Genomic DNA, 18,985 nt, shown 5'->3' on the forward strand with positions numbered 1-18,985 from the left:
GGTCCCGGGCGGTCCGGGCTGCTCCGGTCGGTCTTCAGCGGTCCGGGCGGTTCTGTCCGGACCTGCTGCTATCGTGACGTCGAACAAACGCATTACTCCGACAGGGGAGCGCTCGCAGCGCTGAGAGTGCGGCAGCAGGCCGCAGACCCTCGAACCTCGCCCAGGTCATGCTGGGTAGGAAGTCGATCTCTCTCGTGCTGCCCGCGTGTGCCCTCCTTGAGAAAGCAGCACGATGACGCGCAGCAGTGCCCGCCGGCTCGCGGCGGCCCTCGCCCTCTCCGCGGCGGCGGTGACCCTGACCGCCTGCGGAAGCGGCGGAGACTCCGACGGCTCCGGCAGCTCCGGCGGCGATCAGGTCACCCTCGTCACCCACGACTCGTTCAACGTCTCGCCCGAGGTACTGGAGAAATTCACCGAGCAGACCGGCTACCGGGTCCAGGTGCTGCGCGCCGGTGACGCCGGGGTGATGGTCAACCAGGCGGTGCTCTCCAAGAACAACCCGCAGGGCGATGTGCTCTTCGGTATCGACAACACCCTGCTCTCCCGCGCTCTGGACGAGGGCGTCTTCACCCCGTACGAGGCGGCCGGTCTCGACACGGTCCCCGAGACGTATCAGCTGGACGCGGGGGAGCACCGGGTGACGCCCGTCGACAGCGGCGACATCTGCGTCAACTACGACCGCGCGTACTTCGCCGAGCACGACCTGGCGCCGCCGCAGGACCTGGACGACCTCATCGACCCCGCGTACCGGGATCTCCTCGTGGTGCAGAACGCCGCCACCTCCTCGCCCGGTCTCGGCTTCCTGCTGGGCACCGTCGCGGCCTACGGGGACGACGGCTGGCAGGAGTACTGGCAGGCGTTGCGCGACAACGGTGTGGAGGTCGTCGACGGCTGGGAGCAGGCGTACAACGAGCGCTTCTCCGGCGCGGGCGGCGGCGCCGGTGACCGGCCGCTGGTGGTCTCCTACGCCTCAAGCCCGCCCGCCGAGGTCATCTACGGCGAGGGCGAGCTTCCCGAGGAAGGTCCGACCGGGGTGTCGAGCGGTACCTGCTTCCGGCAGATCGAGTTCGCCGGGCTGCTGGCCGGGGCCGGCAATCCCGAGGGTGGCCAGGCACTGCTCGACTTCCTGATCGGCCTGGACTTCCAGGAGGACCTGCCGCTGCAGATGTTCGTCAACCCGGTGCGCCCCGACGCCGAACTGCCGCAGGAGTTCGTCACCTACGGCGAGACGATCGAGACGCCGCTGACGATGGAGCCGCAGCGGATCGCGGAGCACCGCGAGGACTGGGTGTCGACGTGGACCTCGCTGGTCATCAGGTAGTTCGCGAACAGGGCGCGGCGGCGGAGCACGGTCCGCCGCCCGCTTCGTCCTCCCCGGCAGCCGCCCGGGCGCGGCGCCGTTCCATTGCCGTGCGGCTGGCTCTGCTGGCGGTGCCGCTGGTCTTCTTCGCGCTGTTCTTCGCCTACCCGGTCGCTGCCATCATCGGCCGCGGACTGCGCGACGGCGGAGCCTGGCAACTGGGTCCGGCCGCCGAGGTGCTCTCGGACCCCGGCATCCGCAAGGTGCTGTGGTTCACGCTGTGGCAGGCCGCCGCCTCCACCGCCCTCACCCTCGCCCTGGCGCTGCCCGGCGCGTATGTCTTCGCCCGGCTCGACTTCCCCGGCAAACGGCTGCTGCACGCCGCCGTCACCGTGCCCTTCGTGCTGCCCACCGTGGTGGCCGGCGCCGCCTTCCTGGCGCTGCTGGGCCGGGGCGGGTTGCTGGAGGACCTGTGGGGGATACGCCTGGACACCACGGTGTGGGCGATCCTGCTGGCTCACGTGTTCTTCAACTACGCGGTGGTCGTCCGCACCGTGGGCGGGCTGTGGGCACAGCTCGACCCCCGCCAGGAGGAGGCCGCCCGCGTCCTGGGCGCGAATCCCGCGGCGGCCTGGCGGCGGGTCACCCTCCCGGCGCTGGCCCCGGCCGTGGCCTCCGCCGCGCTGATGGTCTTTCTCTTCACCTTCACCTCCTTCGGCGTCGTGCAGATCCTCGGCGGGCCCCGCTACGCCACGCTGGAGGTGGAGATCTACCGGCAGACCGCGCAACTGCTCGACCTGCCGACCGCGGCCGTGCTCACGCTGCTCCAGTTCGCGGCGGTCGGCGCGCTGCTGCTCCTGCACGCGCGCACCGTACGCCGCGCCGAGACCTCACTGCGGCTGGTGGACGCGGGTTCCGCGGCGCACCGTCCGCGCGGCGCCGCCCAGTGGTCGCTGCTGGCCGGGGTCCTGCTCTCCATCGCGCTGCTGCTCCTGCTGCCGCTCGCCGTGCTGGTCGAACGGTCCCTGTCCGGCCCCGACGGCTACGGCTTCGCTTATTACCGGGCGCTGACCAACACGGACAGCGGCACCTTCGTGGTGGCACCGTGGGAGGCCATCGGGCACTCCCTGGCGTACGGAGCGGTGGCCACGCTGATCGCCCTGACCGTGGGCGGGCTGGCCGCCGCCGCGCTCACCCGGCGGGCCGGCCGCTTCACCCGGGGCTTCGACGCCTTGCTGATGCTGCCGCTGGGCACCTCGGCGGTCACCGTGGGCTTCGGTTTCCTGATCGCGCTCGACGAACCGCCCCTGGACCTGCGGTCCTCGTGGATCCTGGTGCCGCTCGCCCAGGCACTGGTCGGGGTCCCGTTCGTCGTGCGGGTGCTGCTGCCCGTCCTGCGCGCGGTCGATGACCGGCTGCGGGAGGCGGCGGCGGTCCTGGGTGCCTCCCCGCTGCGGGTGTGGCGGGAGGTCGATCTGCCGCTGGTGCGGCGGGCGGCGCTGGTCGCGGCGGGGTTCGCGTTCGCCGTGTCCCTGGGCGAGTTCGGCGCCACGGTCTTCATCGCCCGGGCCGACACCCCGACGCTGCCGGTCGCGGTGGCCCGGCTGCTGGGGCGCGCCGGGGAACTCAACTACGGGCAGGCGATGGCGCTGTCCACCATTCTCATGCTGGTGTGCGCCGCCACGCTGCTGGTTCTGGAGCGACTGCGCCCGGGCCGTACGGGGGAGCTGTGAAGGAAGACAACCCGATGCCTCTGCTGAGCCTGGACGGGCTGACCGTACGGTTCGGCGCGCACACCGCGCTGGACGCCGTCGACCTCGCCGTAGCCGAACGCGAGATCGTGAGTGTGCTGGGCCCCAGCGGCAGCGGCAAGTCCACGCTGCTGCGCGCGGTGGCCGGGCTGCGGCCCGCCGACGCCGGCACGGTCACGCTCGGTGGGCAGGACCAGTCGGCGGTGCCCACCCACCGCCGCGGCCTGGGGCTGATGTTCCAGGACCATCAGCTGTTCCCGCAGCGGGACGTGGGCGGCAACATCGCCTTCGGCCTGCGGACACGCGGCGTACCGCGCCACGCGGCGGCGCGGCGGGTGGCGGAACTCCTCGACCTGGTCGGACTGCCGGACGCCGCCGGCCGGTCGGTGGGTTCGCTGTCCGGGGGAGAGCAGCAGCGGGTGGCGCTCGCCCGCGCGCTGGCGCCGAGCCCCCGGCTGCTGATGCTGGACGAACCGCTCGGTCAGCTGGACCGGGGACTGCGGGAGCGTCTGGTGGTGGAGTTGCGGCAGTTGTTCCGACAACTGGGCACCACAGTGCTGGCGGTCACCCACGATCAGGGGGAGGCGTTCGCGCTCGCGGACCGTGTCGTGGTGATGCGGGCCGGCCGGATCGCCCAGAGCGGCAGCCCGGCCGAGGTGTGGCAGCGTCCGGCGTCGGAGTTCGTCGCGCGGTTCCTCGGCTTCCGCAATGTGACGGAGGCGACCGTACGGGGCGGGACGGCGCACACTCCGTGGGGCGAGGTTCCGGTGCCCGCCGGGACCCCCGAGGGCGTGGGGCAACTGCTCATCCGCCCCTCCGGTGTGGGGCTGACGGGTGAGGGCCGCGGTCCGCGCTGCACGGTCGCCGCGCGCACGTTCCGCGGCGAGCGGGTGGTGCTGCTCCTGGATCCCGAGCGCGGCCCGCGACTGGAGGCCTCCGTACCGCTGCGGCTGGCGCCTGCGGAGGGTGAGCGGGTGAGGCTCGTCTTCGATCCGCGCGAGGTGGTGCCGCTGGCCGGTGCCGAACCCGGTGACGGGTGAAAGTTTCTGTCTGTACGTCGGCCGGGCGGCGAAGTAAATTGTCGGCGTCCGGTCAACCACCCCTGGAGGGGCCGTATGAGACGGATCGTCGCCACCTGGCTCGTCGCGCTGAGTCTGCTGCTGGGCAGCGTCGCGCTGGCCGGCCCCGCCCGTGCCGAGCAGGACGTCCCCGAACAGTGGCGCAGCTACTGGGTCGACGCCTTCAACGACGGCATCTACACCCCTGATCAGGTCAGCACCCTGATCGAGGACGCCCTCGCCGTCAACGCCAACGTGCTCATCGTCCAGACCGCCCGCCGCTACGACTGCTTCTGCAACCGGGCACTGTACCCGCGCACCGACGCCGCGATCGACCCGGCCCCGTACGACCCGCTGGACGAGGTCATCGCCCAGGCGCACGCGGCAGGGCTTCAGGTGCACGCCTGGGTCAACGTCAACACGTTGTGGAACAGCGCCACCCCGCCCCGCGCGGCCGACCATGTCTTCAACCGGCACGGGCCCACCGCGCAGGGCCGTGACCGCTGGCTGAACAAGAAGGCGGACGGCACAGAACTCCAGGGCGTCAACGCCTACATCGACCCGGGGCACCCGGACGCCGCCGCGTACATCGTGGACGCCATCCGTTCCCTCGTCCGCCAGTACGACGTGGACGGCATCAACCTCGACTACATCCGCTACCCCGACGGCAGCTCCACCACCACCCACAGCGACTGGGGGTACAACGAGGTCGCGCTGGAACGCTTCCGGCAGGCCACCGGGCACACCGGCATCCCCGCGCCCGACGACGCGCGGTGGAGCGAGTGGCGCCGGGACCAGATCACCTCTCTGGTGCGGCGGATCTACCTCGGCATGTGGGAGGAGGATCCGGCCGCGCGGCTGTCCGTCAACGCCATCACGTACGGTTTCGGCCCCCAGTCGGTGGGCGGCTGGGAGGCGACGCGCACCTACGCGGAGGTGCTCCAGGACTGGTCCGGCTGGCTGGCGGAGGGCATCACCGACACCGTGGTCACCATGAACTACAAGCGGGACTGGAACCCCGATCAGGCGCGGATGTACAGCGAGTGGACGGAGTTCCTGGCCGACTCGCAGGCCGGGCGGCAAGGGGTGACCGGACCCGCGCTCTACCTCAACCCGGTCGAGGGCAGCCTGGCGCAGGTGCGCGAGGCGCTCACGCCGACCGCCTCCGGCAATGTGGCGGCCGGCTGGAGCGGCTACTCCTACGCCTCGCCGAGCATGGACGTGGCGGCCAACGGACCGGTGGCGGAACGGGAACGGCTCACCGCCGCGCTCACCACCGGCCCCGACGCCCCCTTCGCCGATCCGGCCGCCGTGCCCGGTATGGAATGGAAGGAGGCGCCGCGGGAGGGACACGTGACGGGTCAGCTGGCGCTGCGTGACGGTACGCCGCTGGATCAGGCCCGGATCACGCTGCGGCCGCTCGGCGGCCGGGGCGGCGGGGGTGCGCCGCAGGCGGTCCGTACGGTGACGGACGGCTCCGGCTGGTTCGGGTTCGCACACGCGGCCCCGGGACGCTATCTGCTGACGGTCGATCTGCCCTCGGGGGTGGTGGGCGCCCCGGTCTCCGCCGTCGAGGTGCGCGAGGGCCGCATCGCCCAGGCACCGTTCGCCCCGTTCCGGCCAGTGCGCTGACCCCGCCCTTCCGGTTGGCCCCGGCCCGCGCCGCGGCCAACCGGCCAGGACCTATGCGCGGATCGGCAGCACCAGCGTCTGGAAGACCAGCCAGCTGAGCGGTGCGAACACCAGCAGCAGCGCCGCCAGTCGCAGCATCGCCGCGCGGCGGATCAGCGAGCGGGGCGCGCCGAGCCGCAGCAGTGAGGTGGTTGCCGCGGACCGCGCGGTGCGGGACTCGTGAACCGCCGCCGCGATCGTGCCCAGCGCGCACACCAGCACGATGCCGGTGCCCAGCGCGCTGAGCGGCCCGAACAGCCGCGGTCCGTCGAGATGCAGCGCCGCCAGTGCCGCCGCGAGTGCGACGCACAGGGCCCCCAGGGGATGCCCCAGCCGTTCCGCCTCGCTCTGCAGGACGCGCCCCGCCAGCAGTCGCAGCGCGCCCGGCCGGCCCACCGCCAGCATCCTGCCGCACAGATGGGTGAGGGAGGGCGCCGCCACGATGACGCCGGTGGCGATCAGCAGCCAGCCCGCGACCACGCCGGGCGTCAGCCCGCTGAGCGCGCCCGGCAGGGTCAGCGCCCCCTCCGCGTCGCTCGGCGGCCGCTCCGTGAAGCCGGCGTAGCCGCTGAACGCGATCCCGGCCCCGGTCAGGGCCGCTCCCCAGGGCAGCCCGGTGGGCACCTGCACCGGCTCCTCGACCAGTCCCGTCGCCGTGGCGGAGGGGGCTGTGGGGGGCGCGGGCGGCGGGGGCAGTGGTGCGGAGTGCCGTACCGGCGCCGTCCTCCCGCGCAGTGCGAGCGCGCTGGCGACGGCTGCGGCAGCGGGGACGATCGTCAGCAGGGTCAGCGCGGCGGCCAGGGGCAGCGGCCGGTCGGCCGCGAGCAGACCCGCCGCCGCCCCGTCGAAGGGCAGCCCCGAGATGTCGCCGCGCAGATGCAGGAAGACCAGCAGGGCGAGCGCGCTGCCCAGCAGCGCGGCGACCGCCGTGGACACCGCCGCCAGCATCGGCAGCCGGGCCGGTCCCAGGCCCGCCGAGTCGAGTCCCGAGCGCGGCCGTCCCGCCGGATCCGCGCGGGCCACGGCCACCGCCAGTTGGACCGTCGCGGCGATCGGCAGCACGCACCAGGCCAGTCGCAGCACCGCCTGGTCGCCGTCCCCCGGGTGGGCGCTGGCCCAGCCCAGGCCGCTGAGCAGCAGGAACCCGACCCCGCCGGCCGTCACCGCGAGCAGCAGCCGGCGGGCCAGGGCCAGCGGCCTCGAGCCGCGGGCTAGGCGGAGAGCGAGCATGCCGGCTCGGCCGTCGAGTCGGTCTGGCGGCCGTCGAGGAGGGTGAGGGTGCGGTCGGCGAGCGTGGCGACCTCCGGATCGTGGGTGGCCAGCACAACGGTGATGCCGTGGGACCGGCCGGCGCTGGTGAGGGTGCGCAGCGCCTGGGCTCGGTCGGCCTGGTGCAGCGGCGCGGTGGGCTCGTCCGCGAAGACCACGTCCGGGGTGTGGACCAGGGCCCGGGCGATGGCGATCCGCTGCCGCTGCGCCTGGAGCAGGGCGGCGGGGCGCTTGCGGGCGCAGTCGCGCACGTCCAGGCGTTCCAGCCAGTCCAGCGCGGCGCGTTTGGCGGCGCGGTGGCCGGTACCGGTGAGCAGCAGCGGCAGGGCGGCGTTCTCCCAGGCGGTCAGCTCGGGAACCAGGTGCGGGCGGTCGCCCACCCAGCCGAACTTGTCGCGGCGCAGCCGCTCCCGGGAGGTGGGGGTGAGGGTGTGGACGGGCATGCCGCTGAACCAGACCTCGCCGCCGGCGGGCACCAGTTGCCCGGACAGACAGCCCAGGAGCGTGGTCTTGCCGCAGCCCCGGGGGCCGGTGACGGCCACGATCTCGCCTTCCTGGATGCCCAGGGAGACCCCGAGCAGTGCCGGGGATCCGCCGTGGGAGTAGTGCAGGTCACGCGCCCACAGCACATCGTCGTCGGGTGGGGCCATCCTTGCCGGGACCTCCGCTCATGGGGTCTGATTCCCCCCGGCCGGGTGAACGAGTGGCCGGGGTATCGGTCACAGGGGCTGCTGCCGCCGGAGCGGCGATGCTAACAACGCGGGGCGGCGAATCAGGACATAGCGGAGCGGGTCGGCGAGGCGCGCGTTCGGTCGTACGGACGGGAGTTCCGGCACGGTCGCGGTGGGGGCCGGGCGGGGGAAGCCGGACGTACGTGACCGCAAAATCTCCCTTGTTGATGTCATGCGTTCGATGTTTTTCCCGATGAGGAGCTATATGGGGTGTTGATTTCTCGACTGCGGCGGTGTTGCCACAGGGGCCTGCGGGCATAGGGTGAGGTGTCCCGCCCTCCCCAGGACAGTGAGCAGGAGGCTGTTGTGACCACCGAACCGCGTCGGCTGCGCAACTACATCGGCGGTACGTACCGCGATGCCCACGACGGGCGCACCACCGAGGTGGTCGATCCCGTGACAGGCGCCCCGTACGCCCTGGCCCCGCTCTCCGGACAGGCCGATGTGGACGACGCCATGGCCGCCGCCGAGGCCGCGTTCCCCGCCTGGCGGGACGCCACCCCCGCCACCCGCCAGCTGGTGCTGCTGAAGATCGCCGACGCCTTCGAACGGCACGCGGACGAACTGCTGGCCATCGAGTGCGAGAACACCGGCAAACCGCTGGAGCTGACCCGGCAGGAGGAACTGCCGATGATGCTGGAGCAGATCCGCTTCTTCGCCGGTGCCGCGCGCATGCTGGAGGGCAAGTCCGCCGGGGAGTACATGGCCGGCATGACCTCCTTCGTGCGCCGCGAACCCGTGGGCGTGTGCGCCCAGGTGGCGCCCTGGAACTACCCGATCATGATGGCGGTGTGGAAGTTCGCCCCGGCCCTGGCGGCGGGCAACACCGTGGTGCTCAAGCCCTCGGACACCACGCCGGCCTCGACCGTGTACGCCGCCGGACTGATGGGGGAGATCCTGCCGCCCGGCGTTCTCAACGTGGTCTGCGGCGACCGCGACACCGGCCGGCTGATGGTGGATCACCCCACCCCCGCCATGGTGTCGATCACCGGCTCGGTACGGGCCGGCGGCGAGGTGGCGGCAGGGGCGGCCGCCGGACTCAAGCGGGTGCACCTGGAGCTGGGCGGCAAGGCGCCCTGTCTGGTCTTCGAGGACGCCGACCTCCGGGCGGCGGTGGAGGGCATCCGTGACGGCGGCTTCTTCAACGCCGGGCAGGACTGCACGGCCGCCACCCGGGTGCTGGTGCACGAGTCGCTGCACGACGACTTCGTCGCCGCGCTCACCAAGGCTGCGCAGGAGGTCAAGACCGGCGACGTGACCGATCCCGACTGCTTCTACGGACCGCTCAACAGCGCCGCGCACCTGGCGAAGGTGGCCGGCTTCATCGAGCGGCTCCCCGCCCACGCGCGGATCGAGACCGGCGGCAAGCAGGTCGGCGACCGAGGATACTTCTACGCCCCGACCGTGATCAGCGGACTGCGCCAGGACGACGAGATCATCCAGCAGGAGGTCTTCGGCCCGGTCATCACCGTGCAGAAGTTCACCGACGAGGCCGAGGGCGTGCGGTGGGCCAACGACGTCGAGTACGGCCTGGCCTCCTCCGTATGGACCAAGGACCACTCGCGGGCGATGCGGCTCTCCAAGGAGCTGGAGTTCGGCTGCGTGTGGATCAACACCCACATCCCGCTGGTCGGCGAGATGCCGCACGGTGGCTTCAAGAAGTCCGGCTACGGCAAGGACCTCTCCGCGTACGGCATGGAGGACTACACCCGCGTCAAGCACGTGATGACCGCGCTGTGAGGCGATGACCGCCGCCGGCCGCCGCGCACCCGGTCATCGCGGTGCGCGGCGGCCGGCGGCGTCCGCCCGGGCGGGCAGGCGGTCAGGAATGCCGCGCCAGGACATCCCGCAGCCGCCTGGTCTCGGTCAGGAGACGGGTGGAGCCCGGTCGCGCGGCGTACTCGGTCAGGGCGGGGATCTCCTCGCCCGCCCCGGCCCAGGCGGCGCATTCGGTGCCCAGCGCCACCAGATCCGCCAGCCGGTGCGGCGGATCGGCCAGCACGGACGGCAGAGCCGCCGCCACCGCGTCCCAGATCTCCCGGTAGGCACCGGATCCGGCCGCCTCCCGCAGGGCCGGCACCACCCTGCTGAGTTTGACCTCGCCCTGCCGGGCGCGGGCCGCCACTTCCGCGCCCAGCGTCGCCCCGTCCAGTCGCCGGCCCGCCGCCAGGGCCAGCAACGCGTCCACCGCGACCGCACGGTCCTCGGCGCGGGTCGCGCTCAGGGTCAGGGTGATCGCGAGCAGCAGAACCGGGCCACCGGAGCCGGGCGTCTCCGCCAGCGCGGCGATCATGCCGGAGCCCTCGTTCGACCTGTTGTCCACCAGGTCGGGCAGCGCGGACACCACGAACGCCGCCATCAGCTCCTGCTGAGCGGGCCACAGCGCGGGCCAGCAACTGGCCAGCTGCGCCCTCGGATACAGGGGGCGCCGGACATCGGGCGGCGTGGTGAGCCACGACAACAGGGTGTCGTTCCCCGCCGCCGGGACGCCGGAGCGCGCGGGCACCGCGGCGGGCCGCAGGCCGATGGCGCGCAGACCTCGCGGCCGTTGCACCGTCGCCCGCGCGGCGCCGAAGCTCAGCCAGTCCGCCAGCCGGTCCCCTGCCGGGCTGCCGATGGCGTTCGCGCGCTCCGCGAGCCGCGGCTCCGGGTCCGGTGCGAGCCGCAGCAGCGCCAGCTGGAGGTCGTACTCCCAGGGCGTCCACCCCGCACGGGCCGCCCGCTCCAGGCGCTCCGTCAGCTGGGCCGCCGCCAGCGTGCCGTCGGGCTCCGTGGGGGTGGCCACCAGCATCGGCACCGGCGCGTGCGCCAGGCCGAAGGTGATCTCCCGCAGCCGGTGGAGCAGCACCCGCACCGGCCCCGGGCAGCGCTCGGTGTTGGTGCGCCACTGATACAGCCGGGTACCGAAGAAGGGGTCCGCGTCGGGGGCCTCGTCCGCCGCGGCGTGCCCGTAGAACCGCCGGAGCCCGCTGTCCCGCCGCCGCACCTCCCCGGTCGCCGCGCCCAGCAGATCGCACAGCTCGCCGAGCGGATCGGTGTACGACCGCAGATGCGACTCGCTCTCCCCGGGACCGATGCCGTGCCGGTCGAGCACCGGCGTCAGCGCGGAGATCAGCCCCGGCCGGTCCTCGTGCGCGGCGGACACCACGGCCGCCAGCACCCGCTCCAGCGCCGGGGGATCCACCTCGGCGCGGTGCGAGAACCGTACGCCGTCGGTCATCACCGACAGCAACTGGGCCGTCTCCTCGGCCAGCTCCGCGAGCGAGCCGATCGGTGCGCGCGAGGTCCGCGCCGGTGGCGCGGGCGGAGGCGGCGGCGGTGCGCCGTCCGGCGCGCTGACCTCGATGCCCAGCGCCGGACCGAGCACCGTGCGCAGATCCGCCGGCAGGGACTCCGCCCGCACCGACAGTTCCTCGGCGGCGGCCGGGGTCAGCGCCCCGGCGTGCCGCACCACCAGCCGGGTGGCCCGCTGCGCGACCTGCGTGGAGGAGTGGGCGAAGGCCGCGCCCGCCGCCGTCAGCAGGGCCACCGCGTGCTCCGGATGCCGCGGGACGGCCTTGGCCAGCCAGGACAGCTGAGCGTCCGCCAGCTTCCGCTCGGGCCGGAACAGCACCACTTCGGTGACCTCGCACAGCTCACCCGCCGTGAACCGCTCCGCCTCCTCCAGACGGCGCAGCTCCGCCTGCGCCAGTGCGGCCACCGCGGATGGCGCGTCGGACAGCAGCAGGGTCAGCTCCCGCACCCGCTCGGCGGCCTCCGCCGTCGTCACCTCCAGCAGCGTGTAGAGCCGCAGATGTCCGCGCAGGTCCCCCGTCCGGCCGCCGCGCAGCAGCCGGCGCAGCACGCCGTCCAGTAGGACGGCGCGGGGCAGTGCGCCGCCGTCGCCGTCGGCGGCCGCCACCAGCCGCTGGGCGAACGGCCCGTTCTCCAGCAGCTCTCCCACCTCGTCCACCGCGAACAGCAGGGGGACCATCGCCTTCAGCAGCGGGTCCTTCCCCAGCCCCGCCGCGGCGACGTCCCGGTGGTGGCTACGGTGCACCCACGAGCGCACCAGCTCGGCGCGCGGCGGTGGCGTCACGCCGGTCTCGGCCAGCAGATCGAGCACGGCCAGCCGGCAGTCCGGCCGGGTGGCGTCGTCGACCCGCCCCGCCAGCCGCTCGGTCAGCTCCCGCAGCCACGGCGCGTCCCGTTCCCGCAGCAGCTCCAGCTCCCCCGTGAAGCCCTCCCGGTAAGGGCCCTGGAAGAACCGCCGGTCGGTCAGCCAGCGCGCCAGTTCCTCCGGGCCGCGCAGCACCCCGGCCCCGGCCAGCCGCAGCGCCGGGCCCCGGTCGTACACCAGCCGGCGGCGCCCCTGGGCCGCGCGCCGCTCCCGCGCCCCGCGGCCCCACAGCCACTGATCCGCCGCGTCGCGCTCCTGCTGCCACCGCAGGCGGTAGGCCCGCAGCGGCTTGACCATGGACCGCCGCTCCCGGTCGCCCAGCCCCGAGACCGCCGCCCCCACCGCCGCGTGGTCGGCGGCCTCCAGCGCTTTCTCCAGAAGGCCGAACGCGTCATCCGTCATGATTCCGTTTCTCCCCAGCCGCTCTCAGTCGTTCCCGCCACCGCGCCCGCGCCGCGCCCTCAGCTCCGCCGCCAGCGCGTGCTTGCACTTGCCCCGCGTCCCCCGGTACCGCGACCACCAGGGGCAGGTGCACCCCAGCGCCGCGCCCTGCGGGGACAACCGCACCCGGTGGACGTGGTCCGGCACGGCGATGGTGGCGGTGTCGCCGCCCTCCGCGAGCCGCACCACGTCGTCCGCGAGCAGCGCCCGCGCCCCGCGCAGCCGAGGGTTCAGCCGCTCCGCGCCCGCCGCGTCGTACGGCAGCTCGCGGTGGAAGTAGGCCGCCTCCGCCACGTCGTAGCCGACCCGGCCGGCTGTTCCCAGTTGTCCCAGCGCCGCCTTCACCCGGGGCAGCGGCAGCCCGGACAGCCGCGCCAGCTCCCCGGTGTCCACGGCGGGCTCGAAGTCCACCAGCGCGCCGATCAGCTCGGCGTCCGCCTCGACCTCGTCCGCCGCGAGCGCGTCGAGGACCGCGCCCTCGCCGCTGAAACCGCGCGTGACCTCGGGGGAGAGCGTCAGCACCAGCCGCATCCCGGGCAGTTCCAGCTCCCAGGCCGAGGCCACCGGGAGCGAACCCGCCCCCACCGTCGGGCCGTACACCCGCAGCGCACGAGCGAAGCGCAGCAGCGGCGCCAGCACCTCGAGGCGCCGCGCCCCGGCCAGCGCCACCGCGCCCGGCACCGGCCGCGCCGAGCGGCGCAGGGTCCGCCCGGCGGGCACCATCCACAGCACCTCCGTGCCGGCCGGCAAGGACCGCAGCAGCCGTACCGCCTCCGCCGCCGGCAGCTCGGCCCGCAGGTCGAACGGCGCGGATATCACCTGGAGTTCGGCGAACCCCCGCAGCCATCGCTCCGGCAGGGGCACCTTCTTCTCCACCACCGCGCCGTCGGCTGTGGTCACCGTCAGCTGGTCGGCGCCGACGGACAGCCGCAGCGGGTCCTCGCCGCGCACCCGGGCCAGTGCCTCGCGCAGCGGGTCGTTCACATCGACGTTGGTGGTGCCGCGGTCCAGGACCTCGCCGTCCAGCCCGCCCGGCAGCACGTCCAGCCGGGCGTGCACCCCGCAGCACGCCGAGAACGACTCGAAGCGCAGCCGCTGCCCGTCGCAGGTCACCACTGGGTCGCGGAGCGCGTCCAGAGATGGCCGGAAGTAGCGGGTGCGTGCCACCGCGGCGACCGACAGCAGGCCGCGTGCCGCCGCCTCCGGACGGGTCAGCGTTCCGCTGAAGAACCGCGGATGTGGCAGTGGCCCGCGCGAGGTCGTCCCGCCCGAGGTCGCCAGCCCGACCCGGCGGCCGGGAGTGTCCACGGCCGAGGGTCGCAGATACCGATAGGAATGAGTCATCGCCACCATGCCCCGAACCGTAGGGCCAGGCACTGACAATCCGGCCCGGGGTGACGGTGGTTCGGCTCAGCGCCGGGACAACGGTCCGATGACGCGGCGCAGTTCCGTGACGCGGTTGCTCGTGATGGCGTCCACGCCCATTGCCAGCAGGCGGCGCATGGCGCGCGGCGAGTCCACCGTCCAGGCCATTACCCGCAGCTCCCGCGCGTGGGCCCGCTCCACCAGCGCGTGGTCCAGCAGACCGAAGCGGTACGTCAGCCAGGCGGGGCGCAGGTCGCGCAGCACGGCGGGGCGGGGCGGGCCCGTGCGCTTCCAGGTGAGGCCGATCTCCGCCGCCTCGTCCGTCGCCCGCACCGCTTTGAGCGCGGCCGGATCGCCGCAGTAGCTCACCCGCTCGCCCGCGCCGGCCTCCCGTACCGCCGCCACCGCCGCGCGGGCCGGCGCCGCGTCGCGCATCGGCAGATCGATCAGGGTGTGCACCGGCGCCGTGACCGCCAGGACCTCGGCGAGTGTCGGGACACCGCCGGCGGTCAGTTCCCGTACCTGCTGGGCCGTCAGCTCCGCGACGGGGCGGTCGTGGCCCCACAGCCGGTCCAGGGTCGCGTCGTGCAGCACCACCGGCACGCCGTCGCGCGTCAGTCTGACATCCAGTTCCACCATGTCCGCGCCCGCGGCGATCGCGGACCGGAAGGAGGCGACGGTGTTCTCCCGGGCGCGGTACGGGTCGCCCCGGTGGGCCACCGCGAGAACCGTGCTCATGCGGGCCACGCCGCCAGATGCGCGTCGATCTCCGCCGCCAGGGCGGCCTTTCCGGCCGGGTCGAGGAAGGAGGCGGTCACCGCGTTCTTCGCCAGCGCCGCCACCCCCGCCGCGCCCAGGCCGAGCAGCCGCGCGGCGATCGCGTACTCCGTGTTCAGGTCGGTGCCGAACATCGGCGGGTCGTCGGAGTTGATGGTCACCGTGACCCCGGCGTCGACCAGCTGCGGAAGGGGGTGCTCCGCCATGGAGGACACCGAGCGGGTGGCGACCTCGGAGGTGGGGCAGATCTCCAGCGGGATGCCGCGCTCCGCGAGGTGCGCCAGCAGAGCGGGGTCGTGGACGGCGTTGTTCCCGTGCCCGATGCGCTCCGCGCGCAGCTCGGTCAGGGCGTCCCAGACGGTCTGCGGCCCGGTGCTCTCCCCGGCGTGCGGGACGCTGTGCAGCCCAGTGGCGATGGCGCGGTCGAAGGCCGGCTTGAACAGTCCGCGCGGCCAGCCCTTCTCCGGACCGCCCAGGCCGAAGGAGACCAGGCCGTCCGGCGGCAGTTCGGTCGCCAGCCGGGCGGTCTCCTCGGCGGCGGGCAGGCCCAGTTCGCCGGGGATGTCGAAGCACCAGCGCAGCACGACACCCAGGTCGCGCTCGGCGGCGACGCGGGCGTCCTCGATGGCCTCCATGTACGCGGGGGCGGGGATGTCGCGGATGACGGAGGAGTAGGGGGTGAGCGTCAGCTCGGCGTAACGGATGTGCTGGGCGGCCATGTCCCGGGCGACCTCGTAGGTCAGCAGCCGGATGTCCTCGGCGTCCCGGATCAGGTCGACGACCGAGATGTACACCTCGATGAAGTGCGCGAAGTCCCGGAAGGTGAAGTACTCGGCGAGGAGCTCCGGATCCTTGGGGACCGAGGTATCGGGATGCCGGGCCGCCAGCTCCGCGACGATACGCGGAGAGGCTGAGCCCACATGGTGAACATGCAGCTCGGCCTTGGGAAGCCGGGCGATGAAAGCGGTCAGGTCGGACAAGGGGGCCTCCGGTGCGGGCTGGTGGGGCCCGTTCATGGTAGGCAGGGGCCTCGCCGGGTGCGGCGGCCCATAGGGTATGGGGACTCAGGGGAGGAAGTGTGACCACGATGGAGGAGCCCGATCCGTTCCGGGTACCGGAGGAGAGCGGGCCCACGGGGCGGGGAACGGGCTGGGAGCCACCGGGCGGCGCGGCGACGGTTCCCCCGCCCGGGGCCGTGCCCGCGGCGCCGCCGCAGCCACCCGCGGCGGGGGTCGTACCGGCCCCCGTACCCGTACCGGCTCCGGTGCCGGGCCCCGGGCCCGCCACCGGCGCCGTGCCCCTGCCGCGGCAGCAACCGTACGGGCCGCCGTCGTACGCCGTGAACGCGCCGTACGGGGCGCCCTACGCCATGATGCCGCCGGGCCCGCCGCGCAACGGCCTGGGTACCGCGTCGCTGGTCCTCGGAGTGATCGCCGCCGCCGTCTGCTGGACGTTCTACCTCAGCCCGCTGGCCGTGATCCTGGGCGTCCTCGCCCTGGTGCTGGGCGTGCTGGGTGCCGCCCGCGCACGCCGCGGCGGGGCCACCAACCGTGGCGCGGCGCTCGGCGGCCTGTGGACGGGAGCGGGCGCGGCGGTCATCGGTGCCGTGCTGTCCGCGCTGCTGGTCGGTCATCTGCTCCAGGTGATCGAGGTGGAGTCGGAGGCCGGCTCCGAGCTGCTGGCCGGGGCCGGTGTGACGGTCCGGTTCGAGGACGGCCTGACCGTGACCATGCCCGAGCCGCAGCTCTCCGCCAGCGGGGCGATCGCCACCGTCGAGGTGCGGCTGCGCAACGAGGGCAGCGACGCCGCGGGCCTGGGCGGCGCCGAACTGTACGTCCTGGTCGGTGAACGTGAACTGCCCGGCCGTGACGTCCGGCTGGAGACCCCGCTCCCCGGCAGTCTGGATCCGGGCCAGAGCTGGACCGCCCGGTACACCGTCACCGTGCCCTCCGGCGCAGGCGAGTTCGGGGTGGACTACGCCCCGGGCCGGGACTACGCGTTCGGCTACTGGCGGCTGCCGCTGCCCGGCGGCGACGGCGAGGAGAGCGGCGACGGCGAGCGGGACCGGGGCCGCGACAACGAGGACACCGCCGACGTCTGACCGCCCCTCACCCCGCCCTCCCTCACGCCGCGTACCGAACTCTTCGGGCGATGTGACGCACAGCACGCGAAAACCCGGCGAAACGGTGTAAGGATCCACACGCCCGCCACTCTCACCCGGTGATCCGCACGGCCCCCGCCCGGGGGCTCCGGAGCATCAGGAAGGAGAGCACGGTGAGCGGCACAGTCGGGGTGAGGTCCGCGATGCGCTGGCTGGCATCGGCGGCACCCGATCCGGAGACCTGCCGGTGGGAATGGGAGCGCCACCCCCTGGGGGTGATGCTGCTCCCGGCCGGCCGGTTATGGGATCTGCTGGTCCTCGACGGCGGGCTGGGGCACCCCACGCTGGAGGTGCTCACCGGGCTGCTGGGCCGCCCGGGTCCGGTGCTCGCGGATTACGGGGACGCCAGGATCGGCTTCTTCGTGCCGCCGGGCACCGCCGACCGCTGGCTGGGCACCGGGGTACGGGCCGCCGGGCGCGGCAGCTGGGTCGCCGTCCCGCACCCGGGCCGTACCGGTCACGGGGTGCGCTGGCTGGTGCTGCCGGACGGAACGGGAACGCTGAACGACCCGGTGGTCCTGGAACTGGCGATGCACGAGGCGGCGGCTCTCAGGGCGCGCCGCCCGGCGGGGAACGATTGACCGGCCGCACGCCCCGGGGGGTGTGGGGCGGGCGGAACCGGTCCCAAGAAGGCGGGAGTCGATGGCTCGCCACCGCTGTGAACGGTACGACAGCGGCGGCGGCCACACGCCCCGAGCCGCCGGATCCGCATCACATCCACCCAGCTTCTTCATCACGCGAAGCCGGGCCGCACACCCCCCGCCCTCTCCTGCCATGTCCGGCGCGGCGGCCGGGCAGCGTTTCACTGCTCGGCGAGGGCGCCCTCCAGGATGTCCAGGCCCTCGTTCAGCAGGTCCTCGCCGATGACCAGCGGCGGCAGGAAGCGCATCACATTGCCGTAGGTGCCGGTGGTCAGCACCAGCAGCCCCGCACGGTGGCAGGCCGCCGCCACCGCCGCGGTGGCCTGCGGCGCGGGCTCCTTGGTGCCCGGCCGCACCAGTTCGATGGCGAGCATCGCGCCCCGCCCCCGTACCTCGCCGATCAGCCCGAACCGCTCGGCCAGCGCGCGCAGCCGGGGCTTCATGATCTCCTCGATACGCCGCGCGCGGGCCGGCAGATCCAGTTCCCGCATGGTCTCGATGGCGCCGAGCGCCGCGGCGCAGGCGACCGGGTTGCCGCCGTACGTCCCGCCCAGCCCGCCGGTGTGCGCGGCGTCCATCAGCTCGGCGCGGCCGGTGACCGCCGCCAGCGGCAGCCCGCCGGCGATGCCCTTGGCGGTGGTGATCAGATCGGGCACCAGGCCCTCGTCCTCGCTGGCGAACCACTGTCCGGTGCGGCAGAACCCGGACTGGATCTCATCGGCGATGAAGACGATGCCGTGCTCCTTCGCGAAGCCGGCCATGCGCGGCAGGAAGCCCTTCGCGGGCTCGATGAAGCCGCCCTCACCCTGCAGCGGTTCGATGAGGATCGCCGCGACGTTCTCCGGGCCGATGTCCTTGCTGATGAGGTCGATGGCCTGGGCGGCGGCCTCCTCGGCGCAGTTCTCGGGGCCGGTCAGCCAGCGGTACGGGTACGCCACCGGCACCCGGTAGATCTCCGGCGCGAACGGCCCGAAGCCCTGCTTGTAGGGCATGTTCTTGGCGGTGAGCGCCATGGTGAGGTTGGTGCGGCCGTGGTAGCCGTGCTCGAAGACCACCACCGCCTGCCGCTTGGTGGCGTAGCGGGCGATCTTGACGGCGTTCTCCACCGCCTCCGCCCCGGAGTTGAACAGCGCGGACTTCTTCGGGTGGTCGCCGGGGGTGACCCGGGCCAGCTCCTCGCACACCTCCACATAGCCCTCGTACGGGGTGACCATCGCGCAGGTGTGGGTGAACCGGGTCAGCTGCTCGGTGGCCCGGCGCACCACGGCCTCCGCGCTGTTGCCCACCGAGGTGACCGCGATGCCGGAGCCGAAGTCGATCAGGGCGTTGCCGTCGACATCCTCCACGATGGCGCCGCCGGCCCGCCGCACGAACACCGGGAGGACGGTGCCCACGCCGTTGGCGACCGCGGCCTGCTTGCGGGCCAGCAGCTCCCGGGACAGCGGCCCGGGAATCTCGGTGACGACGCGCCGCTCCTGGCGCAGGGCGGGGCCGCCGGACAGTTCGGTCAAGCTGCTCATGTGCGCACTCCTCGGTACGAAGGGGCTGCTTTTCTCGCTCTGCTGTGCAGGCTAGGGCCAGCCGCCGGGGCCTGGCATGCACCGCCACGTAGCAGTTGCCCCGACCACTTGGCCGTGATGGACAGCGGGGACCAGGGCGGG

The 18,985-nt window shown here is 73.7% G+C and carries 13 protein-coding genes and 1 pseudogene; 7 read left to right on the top strand and 7 right to left on the bottom strand.

Translation table 11 applies throughout. From position 1 onward, the window contains the following. The first annotated feature begins 232 nt into the window (after window positions 1-232). The 4 genes from SXIM_RS21920 to SXIM_RS21935 all read left to right on the top strand — a co-directional run bounded on the left by SXIM_RS21920 (window position 233) and on the right by SXIM_RS21935 (window position 5,741). Window positions 233-1,321, top strand: a complete 1,089-nt coding sequence (locus tag SXIM_RS21920; RefSeq protein ID WP_046724937.1) for a thiamine ABC transporter substrate-binding protein — start codon at window positions 233-235, stop codon at window positions 1,319-1,321. Window positions 1,322-1,410: 89 nt separating this feature from the next. Further along, complete coding sequence (locus SXIM_RS21925) at window positions 1,411-3,033, top strand: ABC transporter permease (protein WP_030738285.1); 1,623 nt, start codon at window positions 1,411-1,413, stop codon at window positions 3,031-3,033. Between the two features lie 14 nt (window positions 3,034-3,047). Continuing rightward, a complete protein-coding gene (locus tag SXIM_RS21930) occupies window positions 3,048-4,091 on the top strand; it encodes an ABC transporter ATP-binding protein (protein WP_046724938.1) in 1,044 nt (347 codons plus the stop codon). Window positions 4,092-4,166: 75 nt separating this feature from the next. Beyond that, window positions 4,167-5,741, top strand: coding sequence for a family 10 glycosylhydrolase (locus SXIM_RS21935; protein WP_046724939.1), 1,575 nt, complete (start codon window positions 4,167-4,169; stop codon window positions 5,739-5,741). A 51-nt stretch (window positions 5,742-5,792) separates the two neighbouring features. On the opposite strand, the gene SXIM_RS21940 is transcribed toward SXIM_RS21935, so the two are convergent. After that, the gene (locus SXIM_RS21940; RefSeq protein ID WP_046724940.1) at window positions 5,793-7,010 is read right to left on the bottom strand and encodes a hypothetical protein; all 1,218 of its coding nucleotides are present in this window, start codon (window positions 7,008-7,010) and stop codon (window positions 5,793-5,795) included. Next, a pseudogene (locus SXIM_RS21945) lies at window positions 6,992-7,618 on the bottom strand (ABC transporter ATP-binding protein); the annotation flags it as partial. The gene SXIM_RS21940 and the pseudogene SXIM_RS21945, both read right to left, overlap by 19 nt. A gap of 468 nt (window positions 7,619-8,086) precedes the next feature. Between SXIM_RS21945 and SXIM_RS21950 the strand changes: the two are divergent. Then, window positions 8,087-9,520, top strand: a complete 1,434-nt coding sequence (locus SXIM_RS21950; RefSeq protein ID WP_046724941.1) for a gamma-aminobutyraldehyde dehydrogenase — start codon at window positions 8,087-8,089, stop codon at window positions 9,518-9,520. 82 nt (window positions 9,521-9,602) lie between these two features. Here the strand turns inward: SXIM_RS21950 and SXIM_RS21955 are convergent, their stop codons facing one another. Genes SXIM_RS21955 through SXIM_RS21970 form a run of 4 tightly spaced genes read right to left on the bottom strand, consistent with a single transcriptional unit; the run spans window position 9,603 to window position 15,502 of the window. Further along, window positions 9,603-12,341: a DUF6493 family protein gene (locus tag SXIM_RS21955; RefSeq protein WP_046724942.1), complete on the bottom strand. Its 2,739-nt coding sequence runs from the start codon at window positions 12,339-12,341 to the stop codon at window positions 9,603-9,605. Window positions 12,342-12,365: 24 nt separating this feature from the next. Further along, on the bottom strand, window positions 12,366-13,733 hold the full coding sequence (locus tag SXIM_RS21960; protein WP_030738267.1) for an SWIM zinc finger family protein: 1,368 nt from the start codon (window positions 13,731-13,733) through the stop codon (window positions 12,366-12,368). A 57-nt stretch (window positions 13,734-13,790) separates the two neighbouring features. Then, window positions 13,791-14,483: a glycerophosphodiester phosphodiesterase gene (locus SXIM_RS21965; protein WP_046725842.1), complete on the bottom strand. Its 693-nt coding sequence runs from the start codon at window positions 14,481-14,483 to the stop codon at window positions 13,791-13,793. Beyond that, complete coding sequence (locus SXIM_RS21970) at window positions 14,480-15,502, bottom strand: adenosine deaminase (RefSeq protein WP_030738261.1); 1,023 nt, start codon at window positions 15,500-15,502, stop codon at window positions 14,480-14,482. The genes SXIM_RS21965 and SXIM_RS21970 overlap by 4 nt, the downstream gene beginning before the upstream one ends. A 98-nt stretch (window positions 15,503-15,600) precedes the next feature. On the opposite strand from SXIM_RS21970, the gene SXIM_RS21975 reads away from it, so the two are divergent. Together SXIM_RS21975 and SXIM_RS21980 are read left to right on the top strand one after the other, a co-directional pair. Next, on the top strand, window positions 15,601-16,623 hold the full coding sequence (locus tag SXIM_RS21975) for a hypothetical protein (RefSeq protein ID WP_148236147.1): 1,023 nt from the start codon (window positions 15,601-15,603) through the stop codon (window positions 16,621-16,623). 203 nt (window positions 16,624-16,826) lie between these two features. Next, complete coding sequence (locus SXIM_RS21980; RefSeq protein WP_046724943.1) at window positions 16,827-17,264, top strand: bifunctional DNA primase/polymerase; 438 nt, start codon at window positions 16,827-16,829, stop codon at window positions 17,262-17,264. A 221-nt stretch (window positions 17,265-17,485) separates the two neighbouring features. Here the strand turns inward: SXIM_RS21980 and gabT are convergent, their stop codons facing one another. Beyond that, window positions 17,486-18,844: a 4-aminobutyrate--2-oxoglutarate transaminase gene (gene gabT, locus SXIM_RS21985; protein ID WP_030738252.1), complete on the bottom strand. Its 1,359-nt coding sequence runs from the start codon at window positions 18,842-18,844 to the stop codon at window positions 17,486-17,488. Between the last annotated feature and the right edge of the window lie 141 nt (window positions 18,845-18,985).

The organism is Streptomyces xiamenensis, assembly GCF_000993785.3.
GTDB lineage: Bacteria > Actinomycetota > Actinomycetes > Streptomycetales > Streptomycetaceae > Streptomyces > Streptomyces xiamenensis.

Bases quoted from the DNA above. Each gene is read 5' to 3' on its own strand.
- SXIM_RS21965 (WP_046725842.1), bottom strand. From the start codon at position 14,483: ATGAGCACGGTTCTCGCGGTGGCCCACCGGGGCGACCCGTACCGCGCC.
- SXIM_RS21940 (WP_046724940.1), bottom strand. From the start codon at position 7,010: ATGCTCGCTCTCCGCCTAGCCCGCGGCTCGAGGCCGCTGGCCCTGGCC.
- SXIM_RS21980 (WP_046724943.1), top strand. From the start codon at position 16,827: ATGCGCTGGCTGGCATCGGCGGCACCCGATCCGGAGACCTGCCGGTGG.
- SXIM_RS21930 (WP_046724938.1), top strand. From the start codon at position 3,048: ATGCCTCTGCTGAGCCTGGACGGGCTGACCGTACGGTTCGGCGCGCAC.
- SXIM_RS21955 (WP_046724942.1), bottom strand. From the start codon at position 12,341: ATGACGGATGACGCGTTCGGCCTTCTGGAGAAAGCGCTGGAGGCCGCC.
- SXIM_RS21960 (WP_030738267.1), bottom strand. From the start codon at position 13,733: ATGGTGGCGATGACTCATTCCTATCGGTATCTGCGACCCTCGGCCGTG.
- SXIM_RS21920 (WP_046724937.1), top strand. From the start codon at position 233: ATGACGCGCAGCAGTGCCCGCCGGCTCGCGGCGGCCCTCGCCCTCTCC.
- SXIM_RS21935 (WP_046724939.1), top strand. From the start codon at position 4,167: ATGAGACGGATCGTCGCCACCTGGCTCGTCGCGCTGAGTCTGCTGCTG.
- gabT (WP_030738252.1), bottom strand. From the start codon at position 18,844: ATGAGCAGCTTGACCGAACTGTCCGGCGGCCCCGCCCTGCGCCAGGAG.